This is a genomic window from Kitasatospora sp. NPDC058190 (assembly GCF_042883685.1).
GTDB lineage: Bacteria > Actinomycetota > Actinomycetes > Streptomycetales > Streptomycetaceae > Kitasatospora.
In genome coordinates, this window is sequence record NZ_JBHVVI010000153.1 from 1 (window position 1) to 18,896 (window position 18,896).

The 18,896-nt window shown below is 71.2% G+C and carries 19 protein-coding genes; 14 read left to right on the forward strand and 5 right to left on the reverse strand.

Going from position 1 to position 18,896, the window contains the following annotated elements; translation table 11 throughout:
- Positions 1-273: hypothetical protein (locus tag ACFVWU_RS39920; RefSeq protein WP_387630440.1), on the forward strand; the 273-nt coding region annotated here is incomplete at its 5' end.
- Here ACFVWU_RS39920 and ACFVWU_RS39925 read toward each other — a convergent pair.
- Together ACFVWU_RS39925 and ACFVWU_RS39930 are read right to left on the reverse strand one after the other, a co-directional pair.
- Entirely contained in the window at positions 250-930 is a 681-nt protein-coding gene (locus tag ACFVWU_RS39925) for a hypothetical protein (protein ID WP_387630442.1), read from the reverse strand. The genes ACFVWU_RS39920 and ACFVWU_RS39925 overlap by 24 nt on opposite strands.
- 11 nt (positions 931-941) lie before the next feature.
- A complete protein-coding gene (locus ACFVWU_RS39930; protein WP_387630445.1) occupies positions 942-1,709 on the reverse strand; it encodes a DNA-3-methyladenine glycosylase family protein in 768 nt (255 codons plus the stop codon).
- 389 nt (positions 1,710-2,098) lie between these two features.
- Here ACFVWU_RS39930 and ACFVWU_RS39935 point away from each other — a divergent pair, with 389 nt between their 5' ends.
- Both ACFVWU_RS39935 and ACFVWU_RS39940 read left to right on the forward strand, forming a co-directional pair.
- On the forward strand, positions 2,099-3,478 hold the full coding sequence (locus tag ACFVWU_RS39935; protein ID WP_387630446.1) for a hypothetical protein: 1,380 nt from the start codon (positions 2,099-2,101) through the stop codon (positions 3,476-3,478).
- Between the two features lie 491 nt (positions 3,479-3,969).
- Entirely contained in the window at positions 3,970-4,440 is a 471-nt protein-coding gene (locus ACFVWU_RS39940) for a hypothetical protein (RefSeq protein WP_387630481.1), read from the forward strand.
- 57 nt (positions 4,441-4,497) lie between these two features.
- Here ACFVWU_RS39940 and ACFVWU_RS39945 read toward each other — a convergent pair whose 3' ends face one another.
- The 3 genes from ACFVWU_RS39945 to ACFVWU_RS39955 all read right to left on the reverse strand — a co-directional run bounded on the left by ACFVWU_RS39945 (position 4,498) and on the right by ACFVWU_RS39955 (position 6,608).
- A complete protein-coding gene (locus tag ACFVWU_RS39945; RefSeq protein WP_387630448.1) occupies positions 4,498-4,686 on the reverse strand; it encodes a hypothetical protein in 189 nt (62 codons plus the stop codon).
- Positions 4,687-4,978: 292 nt separating this feature from the next.
- Complete coding sequence (locus ACFVWU_RS39950) at positions 4,979-5,818, reverse strand: sugar phosphate nucleotidyltransferase (RefSeq protein ID WP_387630451.1); 840 nt, start codon at positions 5,816-5,818, stop codon at positions 4,979-4,981.
- Positions 5,819-5,897: 79 nt separating this feature from the next.
- Positions 5,898-6,608 (reverse strand): PIG-L deacetylase family protein, encoded by a 711-nt coding sequence (locus ACFVWU_RS39955; protein WP_387630453.1) that lies wholly within the window; start codon positions 6,606-6,608, stop codon positions 5,898-5,900.
- Positions 6,609-6,949: 341 nt separating this feature from the next.
- Here ACFVWU_RS39955 and ACFVWU_RS39960 point away from each other — a divergent pair, with 341 nt between their 5' ends.
- The 11 genes from ACFVWU_RS39960 (at position 6,950) to ACFVWU_RS40010 (ending at position 18,802) form a co-directional block, all read left to right on the forward strand.
- Positions 6,950-7,690: an NUDIX domain-containing protein gene (locus tag ACFVWU_RS39960; protein WP_387630456.1), complete on the forward strand. Its 741-nt coding sequence runs from the start codon at positions 6,950-6,952 to the stop codon at positions 7,688-7,690.
- A 178-nt stretch (positions 7,691-7,868) separates the two neighbouring features.
- Positions 7,869-8,825, forward strand: coding sequence for a 2-keto-4-pentenoate hydratase (locus tag ACFVWU_RS39965; RefSeq protein ID WP_387630458.1), 957 nt, complete (start codon positions 7,869-7,871; stop codon positions 8,823-8,825).
- A gap of 76 nt (positions 8,826-8,901) precedes the next feature.
- A complete protein-coding gene (locus tag ACFVWU_RS39970) occupies positions 8,902-9,801 on the forward strand; it encodes an acetylating acetaldehyde dehydrogenase (RefSeq protein WP_387630460.1) in 900 nt (299 codons plus the stop codon).
- The gene (gene dmpG, locus ACFVWU_RS39975; protein WP_387630463.1) at positions 9,789-10,805 is read left to right on the forward strand and encodes a 4-hydroxy-2-oxovalerate aldolase; all 1,017 of its coding nucleotides are present in this window, start codon (positions 9,789-9,791) and stop codon (positions 10,803-10,805) included. Before ACFVWU_RS39970 ends, dmpG begins: the two co-directional genes overlap by 13 nt.
- Before the next feature lie 127 nt (positions 10,806-10,932).
- On the forward strand, positions 10,933-11,787 hold the full coding sequence (locus ACFVWU_RS39980) for an HpcH/HpaI aldolase/citrate lyase family protein (RefSeq protein WP_387630466.1): 855 nt from the start codon (positions 10,933-10,935) through the stop codon (positions 11,785-11,787).
- 23 nt (positions 11,788-11,810) lie between these two features.
- Positions 11,811-12,347, forward strand: coding sequence for a MaoC family dehydratase (locus ACFVWU_RS39985; RefSeq protein ID WP_387630469.1), 537 nt, complete (start codon positions 11,811-11,813; stop codon positions 12,345-12,347).
- A gap of 14 nt (positions 12,348-12,361) precedes the next feature.
- A complete protein-coding gene (gene eis / locus ACFVWU_RS39990) occupies positions 12,362-13,543 on the forward strand; it encodes an enhanced intracellular survival protein Eis (RefSeq protein ID WP_387630470.1) in 1,182 nt (393 codons plus the stop codon).
- A gap of 123 nt (positions 13,544-13,666) precedes the next feature.
- Positions 13,667-14,440, forward strand: coding sequence for an XRE family transcriptional regulator (locus ACFVWU_RS39995; protein WP_387630472.1), 774 nt, complete (start codon positions 13,667-13,669; stop codon positions 14,438-14,440).
- Positions 14,441-14,459: 19 nt separating this feature from the next.
- Complete coding sequence (locus tag ACFVWU_RS40000; RefSeq protein ID WP_387630474.1) at positions 14,460-15,653, forward strand: M20 family metallopeptidase; 1,194 nt, start codon at positions 14,460-14,462, stop codon at positions 15,651-15,653.
- A gap of 149 nt (positions 15,654-15,802) precedes the next feature.
- Complete coding sequence (locus ACFVWU_RS40005) at positions 15,803-17,197, forward strand: sporulation protein (protein ID WP_387630477.1); 1,395 nt, start codon at positions 15,803-15,805, stop codon at positions 17,195-17,197.
- A 282-nt stretch (positions 17,198-17,479) separates the two neighbouring features.
- Positions 17,480-18,802 carry a UDP-glucose dehydrogenase family protein gene (locus tag ACFVWU_RS40010; protein ID WP_387630478.1) on the forward strand — a complete coding sequence of 441 codons (1,323 nt, stop codon included), beginning with the start codon at positions 17,480-17,482 and terminating at the stop codon, positions 18,800-18,802.
- Positions 18,803-18,896 lie beyond the last annotated feature (94 nt).

The following is an 18,896-nucleotide window of genomic DNA, read 5'->3' on the forward strand; positions in this document are numbered from 1 at the left end:
GAGCTGGCCGGAACACCGGGCCTTGACATCATCGACGATCCCAACCGGGTGACCGGACGCGGCTACTACACCGACCTGTGCTACAAGATCTACGCAACCGTCCACGGTCAGCAACTGGAGATCGCGGACGGCGGCTTTGTCGACTGGACCCAGCGCCTCACCGGAAGCCACAAAGAACGCCTCCTGATCAGCGGATTCGGCGTTGACCGACTCGCCACAATGCTGACACCACCCACCGACACCGAACCATCACCTCCGCGCCAGACCAGCTAGCAGATCCACAGGTTTTGACAATTGCTCTACCGACCCCTTCGCGGGACCGACCTTCCGCTCGTCGCTCCGCCCGCTGAGCCTTTTCACCTTGGCGAAGTACGCACCGGCCACGTTGAGTTGATCGGCAGCCTCCTTCTCACCCTCGGCCCACTGGATCAGGTGCGTGACGAGCCAGTAAGCGGCATCGACCACCGGCCGGCTTCCGTTGCGAAGGGGGCGCAGGCACAGTTCGAGAGCCGGGACGGTCGCAGCTGTCTCCGCCCAGTCCCAACTCGGTTCCGGCAGAGCGCCGTGCTGCACTTCGATCTCTGCGTCGGAAACCGTGACAAGGATGTCCACTGCCTGCACCTGCAGCGGGCCCGAACCGGGCGAGGGTAGGTTCACCGGCTCCGCGCCCAGGTACCGGAAGGTCACCAGTAGCCGCTGCTCGACCTCCAAAAACGCCTTCCAACCGTTCAGAATGGGCAGGATTGCCGCGAGCGCTTCGTCCTCGTCCAATGGCGCCGGCGGTGTGGCGTCGAGGCGGGACTCCTCGAGCTGCAGCTCCCAGTTTTGCACCTGGTAGGAAACCGGAAAGGCGCTAGTCAGCCAGACCACCGGGTGCTGATCGACCCAGGTGACCGCGTGCCGCAACCGGCTGACCTGTCCCTTCGACATGAACCCAAGTCTCACCTCTTCTGCTGACGGATGCTCGGCGAGGCCGACCAGAGCACCTCTTTTAGGTGCCGCCCAGGGGAAATCTGAACACACCGACTTGACGAGGAATTGGCGAGGTGGAAGTCGCCGACTGAGACCGCGTCGGGGTCGCCGTTTGAGCGCTGCAGGGTCTCGGCGGCGGTCCAGATGCCGATGCCGGGCACGGTCATCAGCCGCGCGTGGGCGTCTGCGCTGGTCATGGCCGAGGCCTCTACGAGCCGGGGTGCGAGCCGGACCGCGCGCTGGATCGTGTCGGCGCGCTTGCTGTCGACACCCGCGCGGTGCCAGTCCCATGACGGGATCAGGGCCCATTGCCGGGCGGAAGGGGCGCCGCGGAGGTCCGACCGGGGGCCGGGGGCGGGCTCGCCGTAGCGGCGTATGAGGAACCTCCAGGCGCGTCTCGCCTCCAGGACCGTGACCTTCTGCTCCAGCACCGCCAGAATCAGGGAGTCGAGGACGAGTCCGGTGGCCGGCAGGCGCAGCCCGGGGTTACGGCGCTGGGCGTCGCGCGGTGGTCCGGGCGTGAGGACGAGCTGCTGGGGGGTGTCGTTCGCGCCGAGCAGGGCGGGCAGCCGTTCCAGGAGCCAGTCGGCACACTCACGGGCCCCGCCACCCGCACTGGTGGCAAGGCGGACCCGACGCTGCGGCCGGGCAAGTGGCTGGCGAAGCAGGAAGCCGCCCGGGCGGCTGGGAAGCTGACCGCCCGGCAGATCGCCTTGCTGGACGCCCTGCACGAGCACATCCCGAGCATCGTCTCGGACTGACCGGCCCCGGACACGCGACGCCACTGTGCACCACCTCCGCCGACCCCGACCTGGAGCCGGCGGAGCCACCGACAACAAGGAGGCCTGGCACTCGCCGCATAGCACTGGTGTCCACACCTCGGGGAGCCCCTCCGGGGGCGCTCCCCCCTGATGATGCGTCGTCAGCAGCTGCCGGTACGGTAATCACCGACTGCGGCAGGCGTGATCCGCGACTCGACGGGTGCCGGTGTGCTATCCCAGCTGCTCGTTACGTGTCGTGCTGCTGCGAACGACGAGTCACAGCGGGGGGACTGCATGAGCATGCGCACAGCCAGAGACCTGGGCCTACCACTGGACTGGGCGTCCTGGACGCGCCGGAAGTTCGGGTGACCGAGATGAGCTTCCCGAACCAGTCCACGCCCTCCCCGAACCAGCCGCCGGTGCCGCCCGCGGGTAAGCCGCCGCGCACGACCAGGAAGATCGTCTTCTCGGTGCTCGGCGTCCTGGTTGCACTGGTCGTGATCTTCGCGGGCCTGGTGACCTGCCGGATGGTCACGCACACGGCCGTCCCGTCGGCGACCACCGACCCCACGCCGTATACGCGGCTCACCAAAGAGATGACGGACGCGCTGGCGGCCAAGGACGAAGCGGCGTTCCTTAAGCCGTTCAAGGGCGACGAGCTGCGGGAGAAGCAGAGCAAGGTGTTCCGGAACCTCGTCAGGATCCCATGGCAGGAGGCACGCTGGGAGCAGCAGCTGGTCGTGCCGCAGAACGGCAGCCTGCAGGTCAACTTCGTGCACCAGGTGAGGGGTGTGGACGCCAAGCCGGTGGCCGAGGAGTACAACTGGCGGATCGGCCACGAGAACGGCGTGCCCGTGATCACGGAGGTCGGCAGTGCTTCGGACAGCAGTGCCTACTATCCAGCACCTTGGGACCTGTACGACGACTTGGCCGTGGAGAATCGGGACCACCTCGTGGTCGTCGCGGACAAGGGTCAGTCGGCCGAACTGGAGCGGGACGCCGATGTCCTGGCCCAGGCGGCCAAGGACGACCTGGACGCCTGGCACCGGGTCGCTCCGAGCGTCCCGTCCGGCCGGCAGCCGGGGCCCGGTTTCTTCGTGGTGCTGGAGAAGAACCGCGACGTCTACAACAAGCTCTACGCTGGCGACGGCCGGGCGAACGACCAGCTGGAGGCGGGTGTCAACATAGGCATGCCCGCCGACGGTTCCACGAGCGCGCATGAGTTCGGCGGCTCCCGCATCGTGATCGACACCTCGCTGAGCGCCTTCACCTCGGCGAACTGGCAAGAGGACGTCAGCGAGATCGGGCGGCATGAGATGGCGCACGCCATCCTCGCACCGCTGGAGACCGAGCAGGTCCTGGTCGCGGGCATGCAGAAGACCCAGACCTGGGTCGTCGAGGGCTTCGCCGAGTACATGGCCTTCCGCGGCAAGGACAACCTCGCCCAGGCAAACCTCAAGGCAGCACTGCACGCTTACCAGTACCAGATCCAGATCCCCGGATCCCACGATTTCTACAGCAGTCGCGCGCAGAATCGGAGTGTCAACTACGCCCTGGCCGGCTCGGCCATCGGGTACCTGGCACGGAAGAACGGCGAGGACAAGCTGTTCGCATTCGTCGTGGCGCACTACAGCGACCCCGGGCAGTACGACCAGGAGATCATGTCCGCGACCGGCCGAACGAAGGAGCAGTTCCAGGCCGACTGGGTCTCCTATGTCGGCTCCATCGTCCCCGAGGTCCGCTGATACGACTCCCCCGGGCGGCCGGGCGGCCGGGCGACCGGACGGCGGCCGGTCTGAATCAGCAGGCGATAGAAGGTGAACCCCGCCGCTCCCGGGGCGAGCGGCGCCATGGTGTCGGAAGGCCGAGGACCTGCCCGGCCGCCTCCAGCCCGGCTGTGCCCTCCAGCCGCCTGATCACAATCTCAGGCGACGCGCGGAGGGCACTCGTTCAGCGGCTGCAAAGTCCTGGCGGTCAGGGGCCGGACTGGAACCTGCCGGTCAGAGCTGACAGACAGCGCGATGGCCCGGCCGAGTGGCGGTGGCCTGGCGGCGCGGCCGCATAAGGGACAGGCGGTGGCCCGGTGGGTGGTGCGAGCAAGCGGTGTCCGGCCGCGCATCTTCAGCTCGGCCAGGGTCTGTCGACTGCTTTCATCGCGCGCCCATGGCGACCATCGACCGACAGCTGCCACACCACAAGGTCAGCTCTTGGAGGCGGAAGCGATGATGATCGCGTGATGATGCATCTGACGCTGTTCGCGGACTACCACCAGATCCACGTTTTGGATGAGGCGTCCGAGGAAGATCTGGGCGAGGCGTGGACTGAGGAGGCCTGGGTCGACGGGATCGCCGTCGCTGGTGACGCTCTGGCGATCGGTACTGAGGAGAACCTCGACGTTTGCGTCGATGTGGAGATCCTCGGCGCCGAGCCGACCGATGACGGCCTCGCCTTCGACCACGTTGTGGAGGCGAGCCTGTCGGTACCGTCCGGGTGCGTCGTCGTGATGGGGTGTACCGACTACTTCCCCGATGCCGCGCGATTCGAAGTCCCTGCCGGGGCGGTCCGTGTCAGGGCATCCCGTTCATACCTGGACGCGCCCGACTGCACCGATGGCGCGGATGCCACCGAGCTCGTTCGGCTGCAAGTTTGGCCCGGCCCGTTGGCCGGGCTCCGCGTGGTCAAGCGGCGGGCTACTCCCCAGCTGTAGCAATGGCTGGCTGGTCCAGGCGTTCCCACATGCCCGCTGCACGCAGTCAGAGGTCTTTCAGCGTTGCCGCTCCAGGAGCCGGGTGGAGGTGGGGTAGGGGGCAAGTCCCCAGTGCTCCCGGCAGTCGGGACACTGCTCGCCGGGGCCGCCGCCGGGGCCGTGATGCAGGCACATCCACCAGCCATCGGGCAGGCCGTCGTCGGCGTAGTCGTCGTGGGTGTCGGTCTCCTTGGTAATGGAGGTCACTCCCGGTCAGGCCATGGGGAACAGGTTGCGGCGAGGCCGAAGCTGCGGCGCCTGTTCCCGAAGGAAGGTTCGAGGTGGCCGCCCGGGGGTGCCCCGGGCGGCCGGGTGCCACTCAGTCCCGCTGGCGCCACCGACGGTGCAGGCCGCGGATCGCGGCGGACCGGCGGCGGGGTGGTGATGGAAGTGGTCACGGTTGACCAACTTTGGGTCGGGTCGTTGGGGCATTGGCCCGTTCGGATGCTCGGGGCAGCCGGTCTCCCGTGTGCAGCAGCGGACGGGCCGTCGCTCTGTTTCAGGCCGCGCCCGAGATGACGGTGTTGGCGGCGTGCAGGCCTGCGGGGCTTCCGCAGTCGTAGAAGGCTCCCAGGATCGGGTGGATCAGCGTGGGGTGGTCGATGGCGAAGGCAGTGATCGCGTCGGTCGCGCGGAGCTCTCCGTTGGCCGCCGGCTGGACCTCTGCGAAGTACGGCAGGGCGGACGAGGGGAGGAGAGAGCGGCTGATGTCGATGTAGGCGGTGCGGCGTTGCCGGTCCTCGGGGGACCAGCCCCGGAGCTCGCCGAGCAGCAGGTGCGGCTCGGTCCCAGCGCGGGGCTGGACGATCCCATACCGCAGGGGCTTGTCGGAGGGCCTGGTGGCGACGGCGATCGCGGCCGCCGTCCGGGCGTTGTGGCGGGCGGCGGCGAGGTCTGCGAGGTCGGATCCGTGGTCGAGGCGCAACAGGAGGTCGTCGCCGGAGACGAGGAGGAAGTCGTCGTCGCCGATCCAGTCGGCGGCGCAGAGCGGCGGCAGCGCGGTGCCGTAGAGGCCGGTGTCCCGGGGCTGCTCGATGATGGTGAACTCGGCGGCCAGCGGCTGGGCGATCGGCTGGTATTTGTCCTGCCAGCCTCGGGCGGTGAAGTAGCGCTTGAGCTCGGAGTCTTCGGTGAGGAAGTGCCGGACCTGCCGGGTGCACTCCCCGGGCGCGGTGACGACGGTGATCTGTTGGGCGCCGGCGGCCACGCAGTCCGCGACGGTGTAGGCGAGCAGGGGCTTGTTCCAGGCGGGCAGCATGCACTTGGGGGTGGTCTTGCCGACGGGGAACCAGCGGCTTCCGACGCCAGCGGCGGCGATGACGGCCTTGAGGGTGGGCATGATTCACCTCTCACGAGATCGGACAGGTCCACGGGTGCTCAGGTGGCGGCCCCGGCCGGAGGCTCAGGGCGACGGGAGTTCACCGGCGCAGGTCGGCCGGCTGACTCAGGAGCAGCAGGGAGGGGGCGAGCTCCTCGAAGTAGCGGCACTCGCCGGCCTGGGCGGGCAGCAGCGTCCAGCCCGGCCCGGCGGCGCGCCAGCGGGTGTAGTCCTCGGTCAGGTAGTAGCGGCCAGCCTGCGTTTGGTGGGCGTGGAGAGCCTTGATCTTGTCGGCGATGTACGGGGTGATGTCAACGAGCACGGAGGCGGTGAACTCGTGGCGCGGGGCGTGCGGCTTACCGTGCAGGATCGTTGTGCAGGTGGGCACCCGCGCGGCCGAGTTCAGCGCGGCGCGGGCGACAGCCAGGTGATCCTGGTGGTCGACCCCGGTGTGAAGAGCGTGGGTCAGCAGCACGGTGCAGCCCAGGCGGAGCAGTGCGGCCTCGATGACGGTGACCAGCTCGCGGTCGGCGCTCAGGGCCCCGTCCTCGAAGCCGAGGCACTCCACCGTGATGCCGGTGTCCTGGTAGGAGGCCTGGATCTCCGCCAGGCGCTGGGTGCTGGTCAGCCGGAGCCCGGTGGCTTGGTCGGCGACGGAGACACCGTTGACGCCGTGGGTGACGAGCAGGACGGTGACGCTCGCCCCCGCGCTGCGCCAGGTGCGCAGGGTGCCGTAGAACATGAGCGCGTCGTCGTCGGGGTGGGCGACCACGGCCACCACGCGGGCGCCGCTGTTCAAGGTGATCGACATGTTCACTCCCCGTGGAGTCTTGGCAGACCCGGCCCGGCGGGCCGGGTCGCTGGGCTGCGCCGCCGTGCCGAGGCCATCACACCGCCGTGCCGAACGCGCCGGGAGGGCAGACGAGGGGGCCGACAGAGCGCGTGAGGGTCCACGCCGTACGTACAAGCCCCGGAGAGCAGCGTCCCCAGCTGGGTGGTTCTGCCGGGGAACGAGGTGACGCGCTGGCCTCGCAAGCGAGCGCTGCACGAGGGCCTCCGGCGGCTGGCCGCGACGGCTGCGGCAAGGTAGCACAGCCGGGCCGGTCGCGCTCATCGTGCCGAACGGGGCCCCAGGTCTGCCACGATGGTCGAGTGACCGACTCCGCTGTTGAGTTCTTCGATGCCCGTGCGCTGCACCTGCTCGAAGTGCCGGTGCCCCAGCTGTCGTCCGAGGAACGGGCAGCCATGGACCGGTTCTGGGAAGAATCGGTGGCCCGCCAGCCGGCTCTGTTCGACGGCCCGGCGGTGGCCTGCATCGCGATCGAGGACGCGGGCGGCGAACTGCTGCTGTCGTGGGCCCGGGTCACCTACCGCTACCGCGCGCTGCGCCGCCTCGACACGTGCTCGTGGCTGCCCGCGTCGGTGTTCGTCACTGTCTTGCAGCCGGTGGAGGACGGCGGGCTGATCGTCGGCCGGAACTCGGGATCCACCGCGTCCCCGGGCAGGTGGGCGCTGCCCGGCGGCTCCGCGGAGCCTCCCGCGGAAGGCGGGACGCTCGACCTGGCGGCCTTGCGGCGCCACGCGGCCCAAGAGCTGCTGGAGGAGGTCGGGCTAACTGCCGACCCCGAGGACATGACGGTGTGGGGCGTCACGCGGGGCGAGTTCGGCAACATCGGCGTCCACTTCGTTGCTCCACCGGTCCCGGCGGGGCTGGTGCACAAGCACCATGAGGGCTTGGTGGAGGCCGAGGCCGCGCGCGGCGCCACCGCCGAGCTGGACCAGCTCGCGGTGGTCCGCTCCGAGGCGGACGTCACCGGGCTCGGACACTACGCCGACTTCCTGCCGCAGGTCGTCACCCGCTACAGCGCGGAGCGGGCCCTGCGCACTGCCTGACCGCCCCTGCTGCTCCCCTTCCGTGGCCGACCGGGACCTTCTCGGCCGGCCACCGGCTTGTGTGCCCGCCTGCGGACCGTCGGCCCCCTTGTGTGCCCTGCCACCACCGGCGTCCGGAGAGCTGTGATGGTTTCCGGTACAGATCGGCTGTACCGGGACCTCAACCCTGGGGGACGCGATGTCCGGACTGTCCGAAGCGACTGCCAGCGCCCCGGCGCTGAGCGGCAGCGAGCACCACGACCTCACCGATGGCCGGGCGTTCGACGCCCTTCCTCCTCTTCTTCCGGGCCTGGCCTACCTGGGTGCCGCCCTGTCCGGGAACCCCGGTCTCGTCCTGGGGCCGGGAGGCGGCCCGCAGGAGCCCTGGGTGGAGCAGGAAGCGCGCCGCCTGCTCGTGGCCGAGCGCGCCGTCACCCCGATCGAGCCGCTGAGGGCACGCCACCCGGGGGTGACCCTGGCGGACGCCTACCGCGTCCAGTGGGCCGGTACGGCGCTGCGGATCGCCGACGGCGCGCGCCCCATCGGCCACAAGGTCGGCCTGACCTCGGCGGCGATGCGCGAGCAGATGGGCATCGACGCCCCGGACTCCGGGATCCTGCTGGACGACATGGTCGTGCCCAGCGGCGGCGAGCTCGCCGTCGGCGAGCTGGTGTGCCCGCGGATCGAGGCGGAGTTCGCGTTCATCCTCGGCCGGGACGTGGCCGGTGAGGCCGTGGACCTGGAGGCTGCGCGCAGCAGCGTCACGCAGGTGATGGTGGCCCTGGAGGTGATCGACACCCGGTACCAGGGCTGGCAGATCACGCTGGAGGACAGCGTGGCGGACAACGCGGCGTGCGCCCGCATCGTCACCGGTCCGCCCGTCGCCTTCGGGCCGGGGATGGACCTGCGCGAGCAGGTGCTGAACGTGCGGGTCGACGGAGCCCTGACCGCCACCGGCGCGGGCCGGGAGGTCCTCGGGGACCCGCTGGCGTCCGTGGTGTGGCTGGCCCGGCGCCTGGCCGCGTTCGGCACCGGACTCAAGGCTGGCGACATCGTGCTGGCCGGATCCGTACACGGAAGCCTCCCCCTGCCCGCGGGCGCGCGCGTCGAGGCGCTCTGCGAGGCGCTGCCCCCCGTCACCGTCCAGACCCGCTGACCACCATGCCGTGCCCGGCGCTACGGCCCGGGCAACCGACTTCACAGATCACCAGGAATCGAAAAGGAGTCCGCCAATGAAGGAACCCGCAGCGCGGCTGAGGGCCGCGGTACTCGGGACCGGCAAGATCGGCATGGACCTGGCCGAGCGGCTCAGCAAATCCGGCGTACTGGAGTGCGCGCTGATCGTCGGCCGCGCGCCGACCTCGCCGGGCCTGCACCGCGCGGCCGAACTGGGGCTCACCACGATGGCCGGCGGGATCACCACCTTTGTCGAAGCCCAGGAGCGCTTCGACGTGGTCTTCGACGCCTCCAACGCGGCGGTGCACACCGCCCACTGGGACGCACTCGCGGCCACCGGAGCCGTGCTGGTCGACCTGACCCCCAGCAGCACCGGCACGCACGTGGTGCCCACCGTCAACGGGGACCAGGCCGCCCGGGCCTCCCGCCACTTCAACATGATCAGCTGCGGCGGGCAGACCGCGATCCCCGTCCTGCACGCCATCGCCACCACCTGCGCCCCCACCTACGCCGAGGTCGTCGCCACCGCCGCCACCGCCAGCACCGGGCGCGGCACCCGGCTCAACATCGACGAGTACATCGCCACCACCCAGGCCGCCGTCCGCGAGCTGACCGGCGCACCACGGGTCAAGGCGCTGCTCAACCTCAGCCCGGCCCAGCCCGAGCCGCCGTTCCGCGTGCAGGTCACCGTCCTGGCGCCCGACGCCCGCCCCGAGCCGGTACGGGCCGCGGTCCAGGCCGCCGCTGACCGGGTGCGGGCCTTCGCTCCGGCCTACACCGTCACCTCCTGCACGGTCGCCGGCGAGCGGATCGACGTCGCCCTGGAGATCACCGCCCACAGCAGCCACATCCCCGCCTACGCGGGCAACCTCGACATCATCAACGCGGCCGCCGTGCACACGGCCGAGAGGGCCGCCGCCCTCACTCGGGAAGGGGCAGCCCTGTGGACCAGGTGATCCAGCCGAAGGTGAGGCTCTACGACCCGACCCTGCGCGACGGCCACCACGCGGTGCGCCACCAGCTCGACGCCGACCAGCTGCGCGCCTACGCCCGCGCCGCCGACCAGGCCGGCGTACCCGTGGTCGAGGTCGGCCACGGCAACGGCCTCGGTGCCTCCTCCCTCCAGCTAGGCCAGGCCAAGCTCAGCGACGACGAGATGCTCACCGTCGTGCGGGAGGAACTGCACAACTCCCGCATGGGGGTGTTCATGGCGCCGGGCTGGGGCACCACCGCGGACCTGCGCAACGCCGTACGGCACGGTGCCGACGTCGTGCGGATCGCGGCGCACTGCTCGCAGGCCGATGTCGCCGAGCGCCACCTCGACGTCCTGGGCGACCTGCGCGTGGAGGCCCAGGCCGTCCTGCTGATGAGCCACATGATCAGCCCCGGCGAGCTCGCCGAGCAGAGCGCCCTGCTGGTCGCCTACGGAGCCCGGGCGGTGGGCATCATGGACTCCGCCGGCCACTACCTGCCCGCCGACGTGACCGAGCGCATCAGCGCCATCGTGGACGCCGTCGGCGACGTCCCGGTGATCTTCCACGGCCACAACAACCTCGGGATGGCGGTGGCCAACTCGGTGGCCGCCGTCGAAGCGGGCGCCCTGGTCATCGACGGCTGCGCCCGCGGCTTCGGCGCCGGGGCCGGCAACACCCAGCTGGAAGTGCTCGCAGCGGTGCTGGAGCGCAAGGGCCACCCCACCGGCATCGACCTGCCCTCCCTGCTGCGCGCCGCCGACGTCGCCGAGGACCAGCTGATGCCCGCCCCGCCGACCATCGACTCGATCAGCCTGGTCAGCGGCCTGGCCGGGGTCTTCTCCGGCTTCAAGCTCCCCGTCCTGGAGGCCGCCCGCCGTGGCGGGGTCGACCCGATCGAGGTGTTCTTCGAGCTCGGCAGGCGCCAGGTGATCGCCGGCCAGGAGGACCAGATCAGCGCGGTCGTCCGCCAGCTCCAGCACACCTGACCACCCGGTCCGCCGCCGCACCTCGCCGGCGGCGGGCCGCCATCCCACCGAGCAGGAGGGGTTCCATGCCCAGCACCACGACCCGCCCCACCCCCGGCACCCACCGGGACACCAGCGGTGAACAGCCGTGACAGCGACCCGATGGACCGCGCCGGGCGGGGCGTGGATCGTCACCCCGGCCGTCGCGGGTGAGCGCTTCGCCAAGGCCCGCGCCAGCGGCGCCACCGTGACGCTCGTCGATCTGGAGGACTCCGTCGCCCCGCACGACAAGGACCTCGCCCGCGAGCGCGCCGCCGGCTTCTTCGCCACCGCCGACCCCGCAGGGCCCCTGTCCGGCGTCCGGATGAACGCCCTGACCACCCGCGCCGGCCTGCGGGACCTGATCGCACTCGCCGAATACCCCCACCAGCCCCCGCTCGTCCTGGTCCCCATGGTCGAGTCGGCCCGCGACATCGAGGTAGCCGCCGCCGCCCTCGACACCGACGGCCACACCCCGCAGATCTGGGCGCTGATCGAGACCCCTCGCGCCATCGAGAAGGCCCCCTCGATCCTCGCCGCGCCCCGCCTGACCGGGGTGCTGTTCGGCGCAGCCGACTACGCCGCCGTCACCGGCGCCGCCCGCACCTGGCAGGCCCTGCTCCACGCCCGCTCCGTCCTCGCCAACAGCGCCGCGGCCGCCGGCATCGCTGCCGTCGACTCCCCCTACTTCGACCTGGCCGACACCGACGGGCTGCGCCGCGAGGCCGAGCAGGCCCGCGCCCTCGGGTTCACCGGCAAGGCCGCCGTCCACCCCCGGCAGGTGCCGGTCATCAACGACGCGTTCCAGCCCACGGAAGCCGAACTCGCCCAGGCCCGCGCCATCGTCGCCGCCCGCGGGCAGACCGGGGCCTCCATCACCAGCGTCCACGGCCAGATGGTCGGCGCGCCCTTCTACGCCGCCGCCCAGGCCCTCACCGAACGCGCCGGCCACCAGCCCACCTGACCCACCGACAAGGGAGACACCCCGTGGACACCGACACCGTCCTTCCCCAGGGCTTCCGGAAGATCGGCGAGCAGCGCTACCGCGAGACGGTCGGCGCCGGGCTCGACGACCTGATCGCCGGCACCGTGATCGAGCACCGGCCCAAGCGCACCGTCACCGAGCTCGACCACGCCATGACCCTCGCCCTGACCGGCAACCCGGCCCCCGTCCACTCCGACGCCGAGTACAGCCGCACCGCCGGTCCCGGCCGGCCGCTGGTGTGCGGCATCGTCACCCTCGGTATCGTCACCGGCATGACCGTGCGCGCCACCAGCGGCCTGACCTCGGCCAACCTCGCCCTGGACAACGTGCGCTTCACGAACCCGGTCTTCGTCGGCGACACCCTCAGCGCGACCACCGAGATCCTCAAGGCCCGGCCCTCGGCCAGCAGGCCCGAGCACGGGATCGTCACCTGCCGCATCACCGGCCACAACCAGCACGGCGAGCAGGTGCTCACCGCCGAGCGGACCTTCTTCGTCCCGGCCGACCCGCAGCCCCTGCGCGACGCCACCGGCTACTGACAGGAGGGAGTACCGTGACGAGCGAACGGATCCTGATCGTCCAGGCCGAGCGAGGCCTCCTCGACGAGTACGACGCCCTGGCCACCCGCAGCTACGGCCACCCCGTCCCCGCCGTCCGCCAGCTCGCCGGGCGCGTCGACACCCGCGTCGCCGTACGCGGCGGCAAGGTCATCGCCGGCGGACTCGGCTTCCTGGCGGGCCAGCACTTCGGCGGGCGCCCCGTGCCCACCGCCTGCCTGGGATCCGGGTGCGTGGCCCCGGAAGAGCGAGGCGAGCACCTGGGCGCGCGGATGCTGGAGGAACGCATCCGTCCCCTGCGCGAGCAGGGCGCGGTCCTGGCCACCGTCTGGACCGCCCTGACCAAGCACGCCCGCCGGATGGGCTGGCAGGCACCCGTGCCGACGGCCACCCACGAGGTTCCCGCCAGTGCCCTGCGCGCCACGTTCGAGCCCGGCAACCACCGGATCGAGCACGGCTGCTCCCTGGCAGGAGAACGGATGCGAGCCGGCCTCGCCCCCGACTGGAACGGGACGCTCACGCGCCCCGCCTGGTGGAACGACTTCCTCATCGAGCACCACGGTGCCCAGACCTACGAGTTCACCAGCACCGCCGGTGACACCCCGGCCGGGCAGCTCACCCTGGCCACCACCCGCCACCCGCAGCGCGGCGCCCAGCTGACCGTCCACGGCTTCTGGGCCGCCGACCCGGACACCACCGCCGCGATGCTCGCCTTCCTCGGTCGCTGGGACAGCCGCATCCCCACCATCCGATTCGAGCGCACCGCGCTGCCGCCCCATCCGCTCCTGCTCCACACCCTGCCCCGCAGCACCCTGCTGACCACCCACGCCCAGCCGCCGTGGATGCTGCGCCTCCTCGATGTCGAGGAGGCCATCCGACAGCGCGGCTGGCCGGCCGACCTCGACCTGCGGATCGGGATCGAGATCGGCACCCGCGACGGCTCCGGGCAGGACCACTACCTGCTGGAGATCACGAAGGGGACCGCCCAGCTGACCCCTGCCTCCCCGGCCGACACCGAGGTGGCCTTCACCCGGGCCCAGTTCACCCTCTGGTACGCCGGGGCGTTCGGCAGCACCGCCGCCGCCCTGCTGGCCGGGGTATGCGGTGCCCCCGAGGCCCTCACCGCGCTGATCCGCGCCACCTGCGAGCGCGAACCCTGGCTCACCGAGCACTTCTGAGCCCACCGGCCCGCTGGAACCCCTCCGCCCCGCCGCCGACCACAGGCCGGGCCGGGAGAGGTTCCAGCGGGCCTCGCGCTGGGGACGACAATCCCCAAAGGGGAGCGACATAAGGGGGTGGCCATGACCCGAGGCCCGGACAGCGACTCGGCGCTGAAGCGGGAGCGCCTCGCGCGCAACTTGACCCTCGACCAGGCGGCCGTGGAGCTCAACGCCATCACCGGCGGGGCCACCGACGGCAGCCTGATGAGCGCCTGGGAATCCGGCCGCCGCCGCACCGGCAAACGCAACCGGGACGGCCTCGCCCAGCTGTACCGCCAGCGCTCCGCCGTGCTGTTCGCCCACCAGGACGGCACCGCCGAGAGCATCCTGGAGCAGGCTGGCACCGACGTGGTGCACCGCCTCCTCACCCGCTGGACCGACCTGCTCGAAGCGATGACCGAGGTCGTCACCACGGCACGCGAGTGGCTGGTCGTCACCGGCAGCCGATCCCGCGAGAAGACGTACCTGGCAGGAATCGAAACGGCCGTCGCCCAGGTCCCCGACCTGGTGCACTACCGCGTCCTGTACGGACCGCCCCGCCACCCGGACCTCACCGCCCACCTCCTGCGCCTGCTTGAGCTGCGCGACCCGCGCGAACGGCGCAACGGCCACCCGACCCTGCGGATCGGCGTAGTGGAGCAGCCAGCCGCGATGGAGCGCTTCTTCGTCGCCTCCGAGTCCCGGGCGGTGGTCCCGCTGCCGTCCCTGCACGGTGCTGATGGCTTCGACTCCGGCGTCCTGCTGGGGCACGAGGCCGCGATCGGCCTGGTCCAGCACGCCCGGGAAGCGTGGGCATCCGCCCGGCCGTTGCACACCCCGGAAGAGGTTCTCGCGCTCACCCCGCGCGAGAAGTAGACACGGGCCGAGGAGGAACGTGAGCGAGAACCTGCTGGACGCTGCGAGGAGCCGGGCTGCATCGGTCATCGACCTGGCACAACAGCTGGTGCGCGTGCCCAGCCGCGGCGGGATCGACCCGTACGAGCCCGTACTGGCGATCCTGGAGGACTGGCTGACCCGGCACCACCTGCCGCACCGGCGCCTCCGAAACCCGGACGGCGACCTGGTCGCCCTGGTCGTGGAGATCGCCGGAGCCACCCCAGGCCCATGGTGGACGCTGGACGCCTGCCTCGACACCGCCAGCTTCGGCGACGAGAGCGCCTGGACCTTCCCACCCACCTCCGGCGACATCGAACAGGACTGGCTGCTCGGCCGGGGCAGCGCCGACTCCAAACTCGCCGCCGCCGCCTTCTGCCACATCGCCGCCGACCTCCACACCCGCACCCACGAACTCGCGGGCGGCCTCGCCGTACTCCTGGACGTCGACGAGCACACCGGCCACTTCGGCGGCGCCCTCGCCTACCTTGCAGACCCGCAGGCCACCCGCCCCGACGGAGTGATGATCGGCTACCCGGGGCTGGAGGAAGTCGTCGTCGGCGGCCGCGGCCTGTGGCGCGCCCACGTGAAGGTCCACGGGGCCTCCGGCCACTCCGGATCCAGCCGGCCCACCGTCGGGGCGATCTCCCGCGCAGCCCACCTCATCCACGCCCTCGACAGCGCCGACCTCCCCACCCCCGCCGACAGCGACCCGTTCGCCCTGCCCCCCAAGGTCTCCGTCACCGCCTGCCACGGCGGGGAGGGCTTCTCCGTCGTCCCCGACCTGTGCACCCTCAACATCGACATCCGCCTCACCCCCGCCTTCGACGAGCACCACGCCGCCGCACTCGTCCACTCCGCCGCCACCGCCCTCGACCGCGACCACCCCACCCCACACCCCACCCAAGTCGACACCGTCGCCGTCTGGCCGCCCTTCCAACTCACCCCCGGCCAGGAACCCGCCGCCACCCTGCTGCGCGCCGCCAAGGAGACCGGCCTCGAACCCCGCCCCAAGACCGCAGGCCCCTCCAACATCGGCAACCTCCTCGCCCGCCACGGCATCGCCGCCACCGCAGGCTTCGGCGTCCCCTACGAAGGCCTCCACGGCATCGACGAACGCGCCCACCTCACCGAACTCCCGCACGTCTACGCGATCTACCACCAGACCGTCCTCGACCTGCTGCGCCCGTCCTGACATCCCAGATCCGTCCCAGATCCATCCCACCCGGCGTCTCGGAAACAGCCCAACCCGCAGCCCTGGCCACCCCTGGGCCGCAGGCGGTCCCATGAGAGCGCTGGCCGTACACCGGCCAGCGCCGAGCCCGGACCGAGGGAGGCACCGCCGTGGCGCAACCGCACCGGACCCCGAAGCAGCCGAACACCAAGCTGAACGACTTCCTCGTGACCTACGGCGTCAGCCGCAAGTCACTGGCCCACCTCGTCAACCAGCTCGGGGCCGACGAGGGCCACCCAACCTCCTACTCGCATACCAGCGTGGGGAACTGGCTGGCCGGCATGCGCCCCAAGGACCCGACCCCGCGGCTCATCGCCACCGCGCTCAGCCGCCGCATCGGCCGACCCGTCGACCCGGACGAGATCGGCATGGGCGTGGCGCGCGAGACCGACGTCCGGCTGGGATGGGATTTCCCCAGAGACCGCACCGACGCCGTTCGCGGCGTCCAGCACTACTGGAGCGCCGACACCGTGAAGCGACGCGACGTCCTCAGCGGCGGCACCTTCGCCGCCGCCGCCTACGCCACACCCGTCACCCGCTGGCTCGCCCTGCCCTCGGACATCACGGCCGGACAGAACGGCGGGCGGCGGGTCGGACGCACCGACCTGGCCGACCTGTGGGAAGCAGCAGACCAAGCCCGCCAGTGGGACTCCAAGTTCGGCGGCGGCGACTGGCGCTCCAGCTCGGTCTCCCAGTGCCTCACCCACCAAGCCATCCCGCTCCTGAACGGCACCTACAGCGACGACGTCGGCCGCGAGCTGTTCTCCGCCACCGCCGAACTCGCCCGCGTCGTGGCATGGTCCGCCTTCGACAGCGGCCAGCACACCGTCGCCCAGCAACACTTCATCCAAGCGCTACGCCTGGCCAGGGCCGGCGGCGACATCGAGATGGGCGCCTATGTCCTCACCACCATGTCACTCCAGAGCATGCTCCAGGGCTACCCCGACGAGGCAGTCGACATGGCCCAAGGCGCCTTCGAACGGGCCAAGGGCCATGCCGCGCCCCGCGTCCTGGCCTTCGCCAAACTCGCCGAAGCCCGCGCCCACGGACGCCTCGGCGACACATCGGCCGCCACCGCCGCGCTGGGCTGCGCTGAGGACCTGCTCGAACAGATCCGCCCCGGCACCAACGACCCCACGTGGCTCGGCTACTTCAACGAGGCCCGGCTCGCCGCAGATGCCACTGAAGTCTTCCGCGACCTAGGCAAGCCCGCGATGTCCCTAGTCTGGAACCAGCGGGCCGAGACCATGCCGGCCGACCGCTTCGCCCGGGCAACCGGCATCCGCCGCGCGGTCGTCGCCACCAGCCACCTCCAGGCCCGCGACCTCGACAGTGGCCTGGCGGCCGGCCGCGAAGCCGTCGGCATCCTGGCCAGGGTCACGTCCAGGCGCGCCACCGCCTACCTGACGAAGGTCACCGAGGCTCTCGCTCCTTGGAAGAACGAACCCGCCGCACGCGAGTTCACCCACTTCGTCAACCAACTCGCCGTCGCAGCGCAGGCCTAAGCCCCCGGCATCCGACGAGCGCCGCCCCGGCGGCGTGGCGCGGGTCGCCAGCGGCGCCCGGGCGGGCCGTGCGCAGCGCCAGCAGGGTCAGGGCGTCCACGTCGACGGCAGGCGTTGACGTGAGTCTGACCTTCGCGGCGGCGGTCGTTCCGGACGCTGGCGGCGCGTCCCCACCGATGAGCAGCTGACTCCAAGGCCGGTCTCAAGGCCTTCCAGCACCCAGTAGCGTCAGGAGCACATCGAGTAACGGTGTGCCCCTCGACCAGACAAGGACCAACTCCTATGCGCGTCTCCGTGATCGGCTGCGGTCACCTCGGTATCCCGCACGCGGCCGCGATGGCCGAACTCGGTCACGAGGTCATCGGCGTGGACGTCTTCCGCGACAAGGTCGAGCGGCTCAACGCCGGCGAATGCCCCATCTACGAGCCCGGCCTGCCCGAGCTCCTGGCCCGCCACACCCGAAGCGGCCGCCTGCGGTTCACCACCGACATCGCCGAAGCCGCCGCCTTCGCCGAGCTGCACTTCATCGGCGTCGGAACCCCGATCGACGCCGACGGCCGCTCCTACGACAACGGCCAGGTCTTCGGCGCCATCCGCCAGCTCGCCCCCCACCTCGCCAAGGCCTGCACGATCGTCGGCAAGAGCACCGTCACCGTCGGCACCACCGCCGAAGTCACCGCCCTCGCCCAGCGCCTGGCCCCCGCCGGCACCGACGTCGAGGTCGTCTGGAACCCCGAGTTCCTGCGCGAGGGCCACGCCGTCGACGACACGCTGCGCCCGGACCGCATCATCGCCGGGGTCACCAGCGCGGAGGGCGAGAAGGCGATCCGCGCGGTGTACGCCGCCATCCTCGACACGGGCGTCCCGCTGTTCGTCTGCGACCCCGCGACATCCGAACTGGCGAAGGGCGCGGCGAACACCTTCCTCGGTCTCAAGATCAGCTACATCAACGGCGTCGCCGACATGTGCGAGAAGGCCGGCGGTGACATCTCCAAGATCGTGGAAATCCTGGGCATCGACCCCCGGATCGGCGCCGGCGGGATGCAGCCGGGCATCGGCTACGGCGGCGGCTGCCTGCCCAAGGACATCCGGGCCTTCACCGCGTCCGCCCGGAAACTCGGCGCCACCAACGCGGCCGAGCTCCTGCTCGCAGCCGAGAAGATCAACGAGTCCCGCACCACGGTCGCCATGGACCTCATCGCCGACGCCCTCGACGACCAGCCGCTCCGAGGCACCCGGGTCACCGTGCTGGGGGCTGCGTTCAAGCCCAACACCAGCGACGTCCGCGAGTCACCGGCCCTGGCACTGGCTCTGGCACTGCACCGCGAAGGCGCCGTCGTCACCGTGCACGACCCGCAGGCCGTGGCCAACGCCATGGTCCGAAACCCCGAACTCGACCACACCTCCGACCTGTCCGCCGCCCTCACCGGCGCCGACCTGGTCGTCCTGGCGACCGAATGGCCCGAGTACCAGCAGGCCGCCCCCGACGCCCTGGTGGACCTTCCCGCCAACCCGGTGCTCGTCGACTGCCGCACCACCCTCGACCCCGAGTCCTGGCGTTCCGCGGGCTGGCGGGTCCACCAGCTCGGCCGACCCGGGAAATAGGGCTCTTCTGCTCCATCTGTGGGTCGCTGAGGAGCGCCTGACGCAGTACACGCCGTCCCCTGTGCAGATCTTGAGGTGTCGAGACTCAGGATCT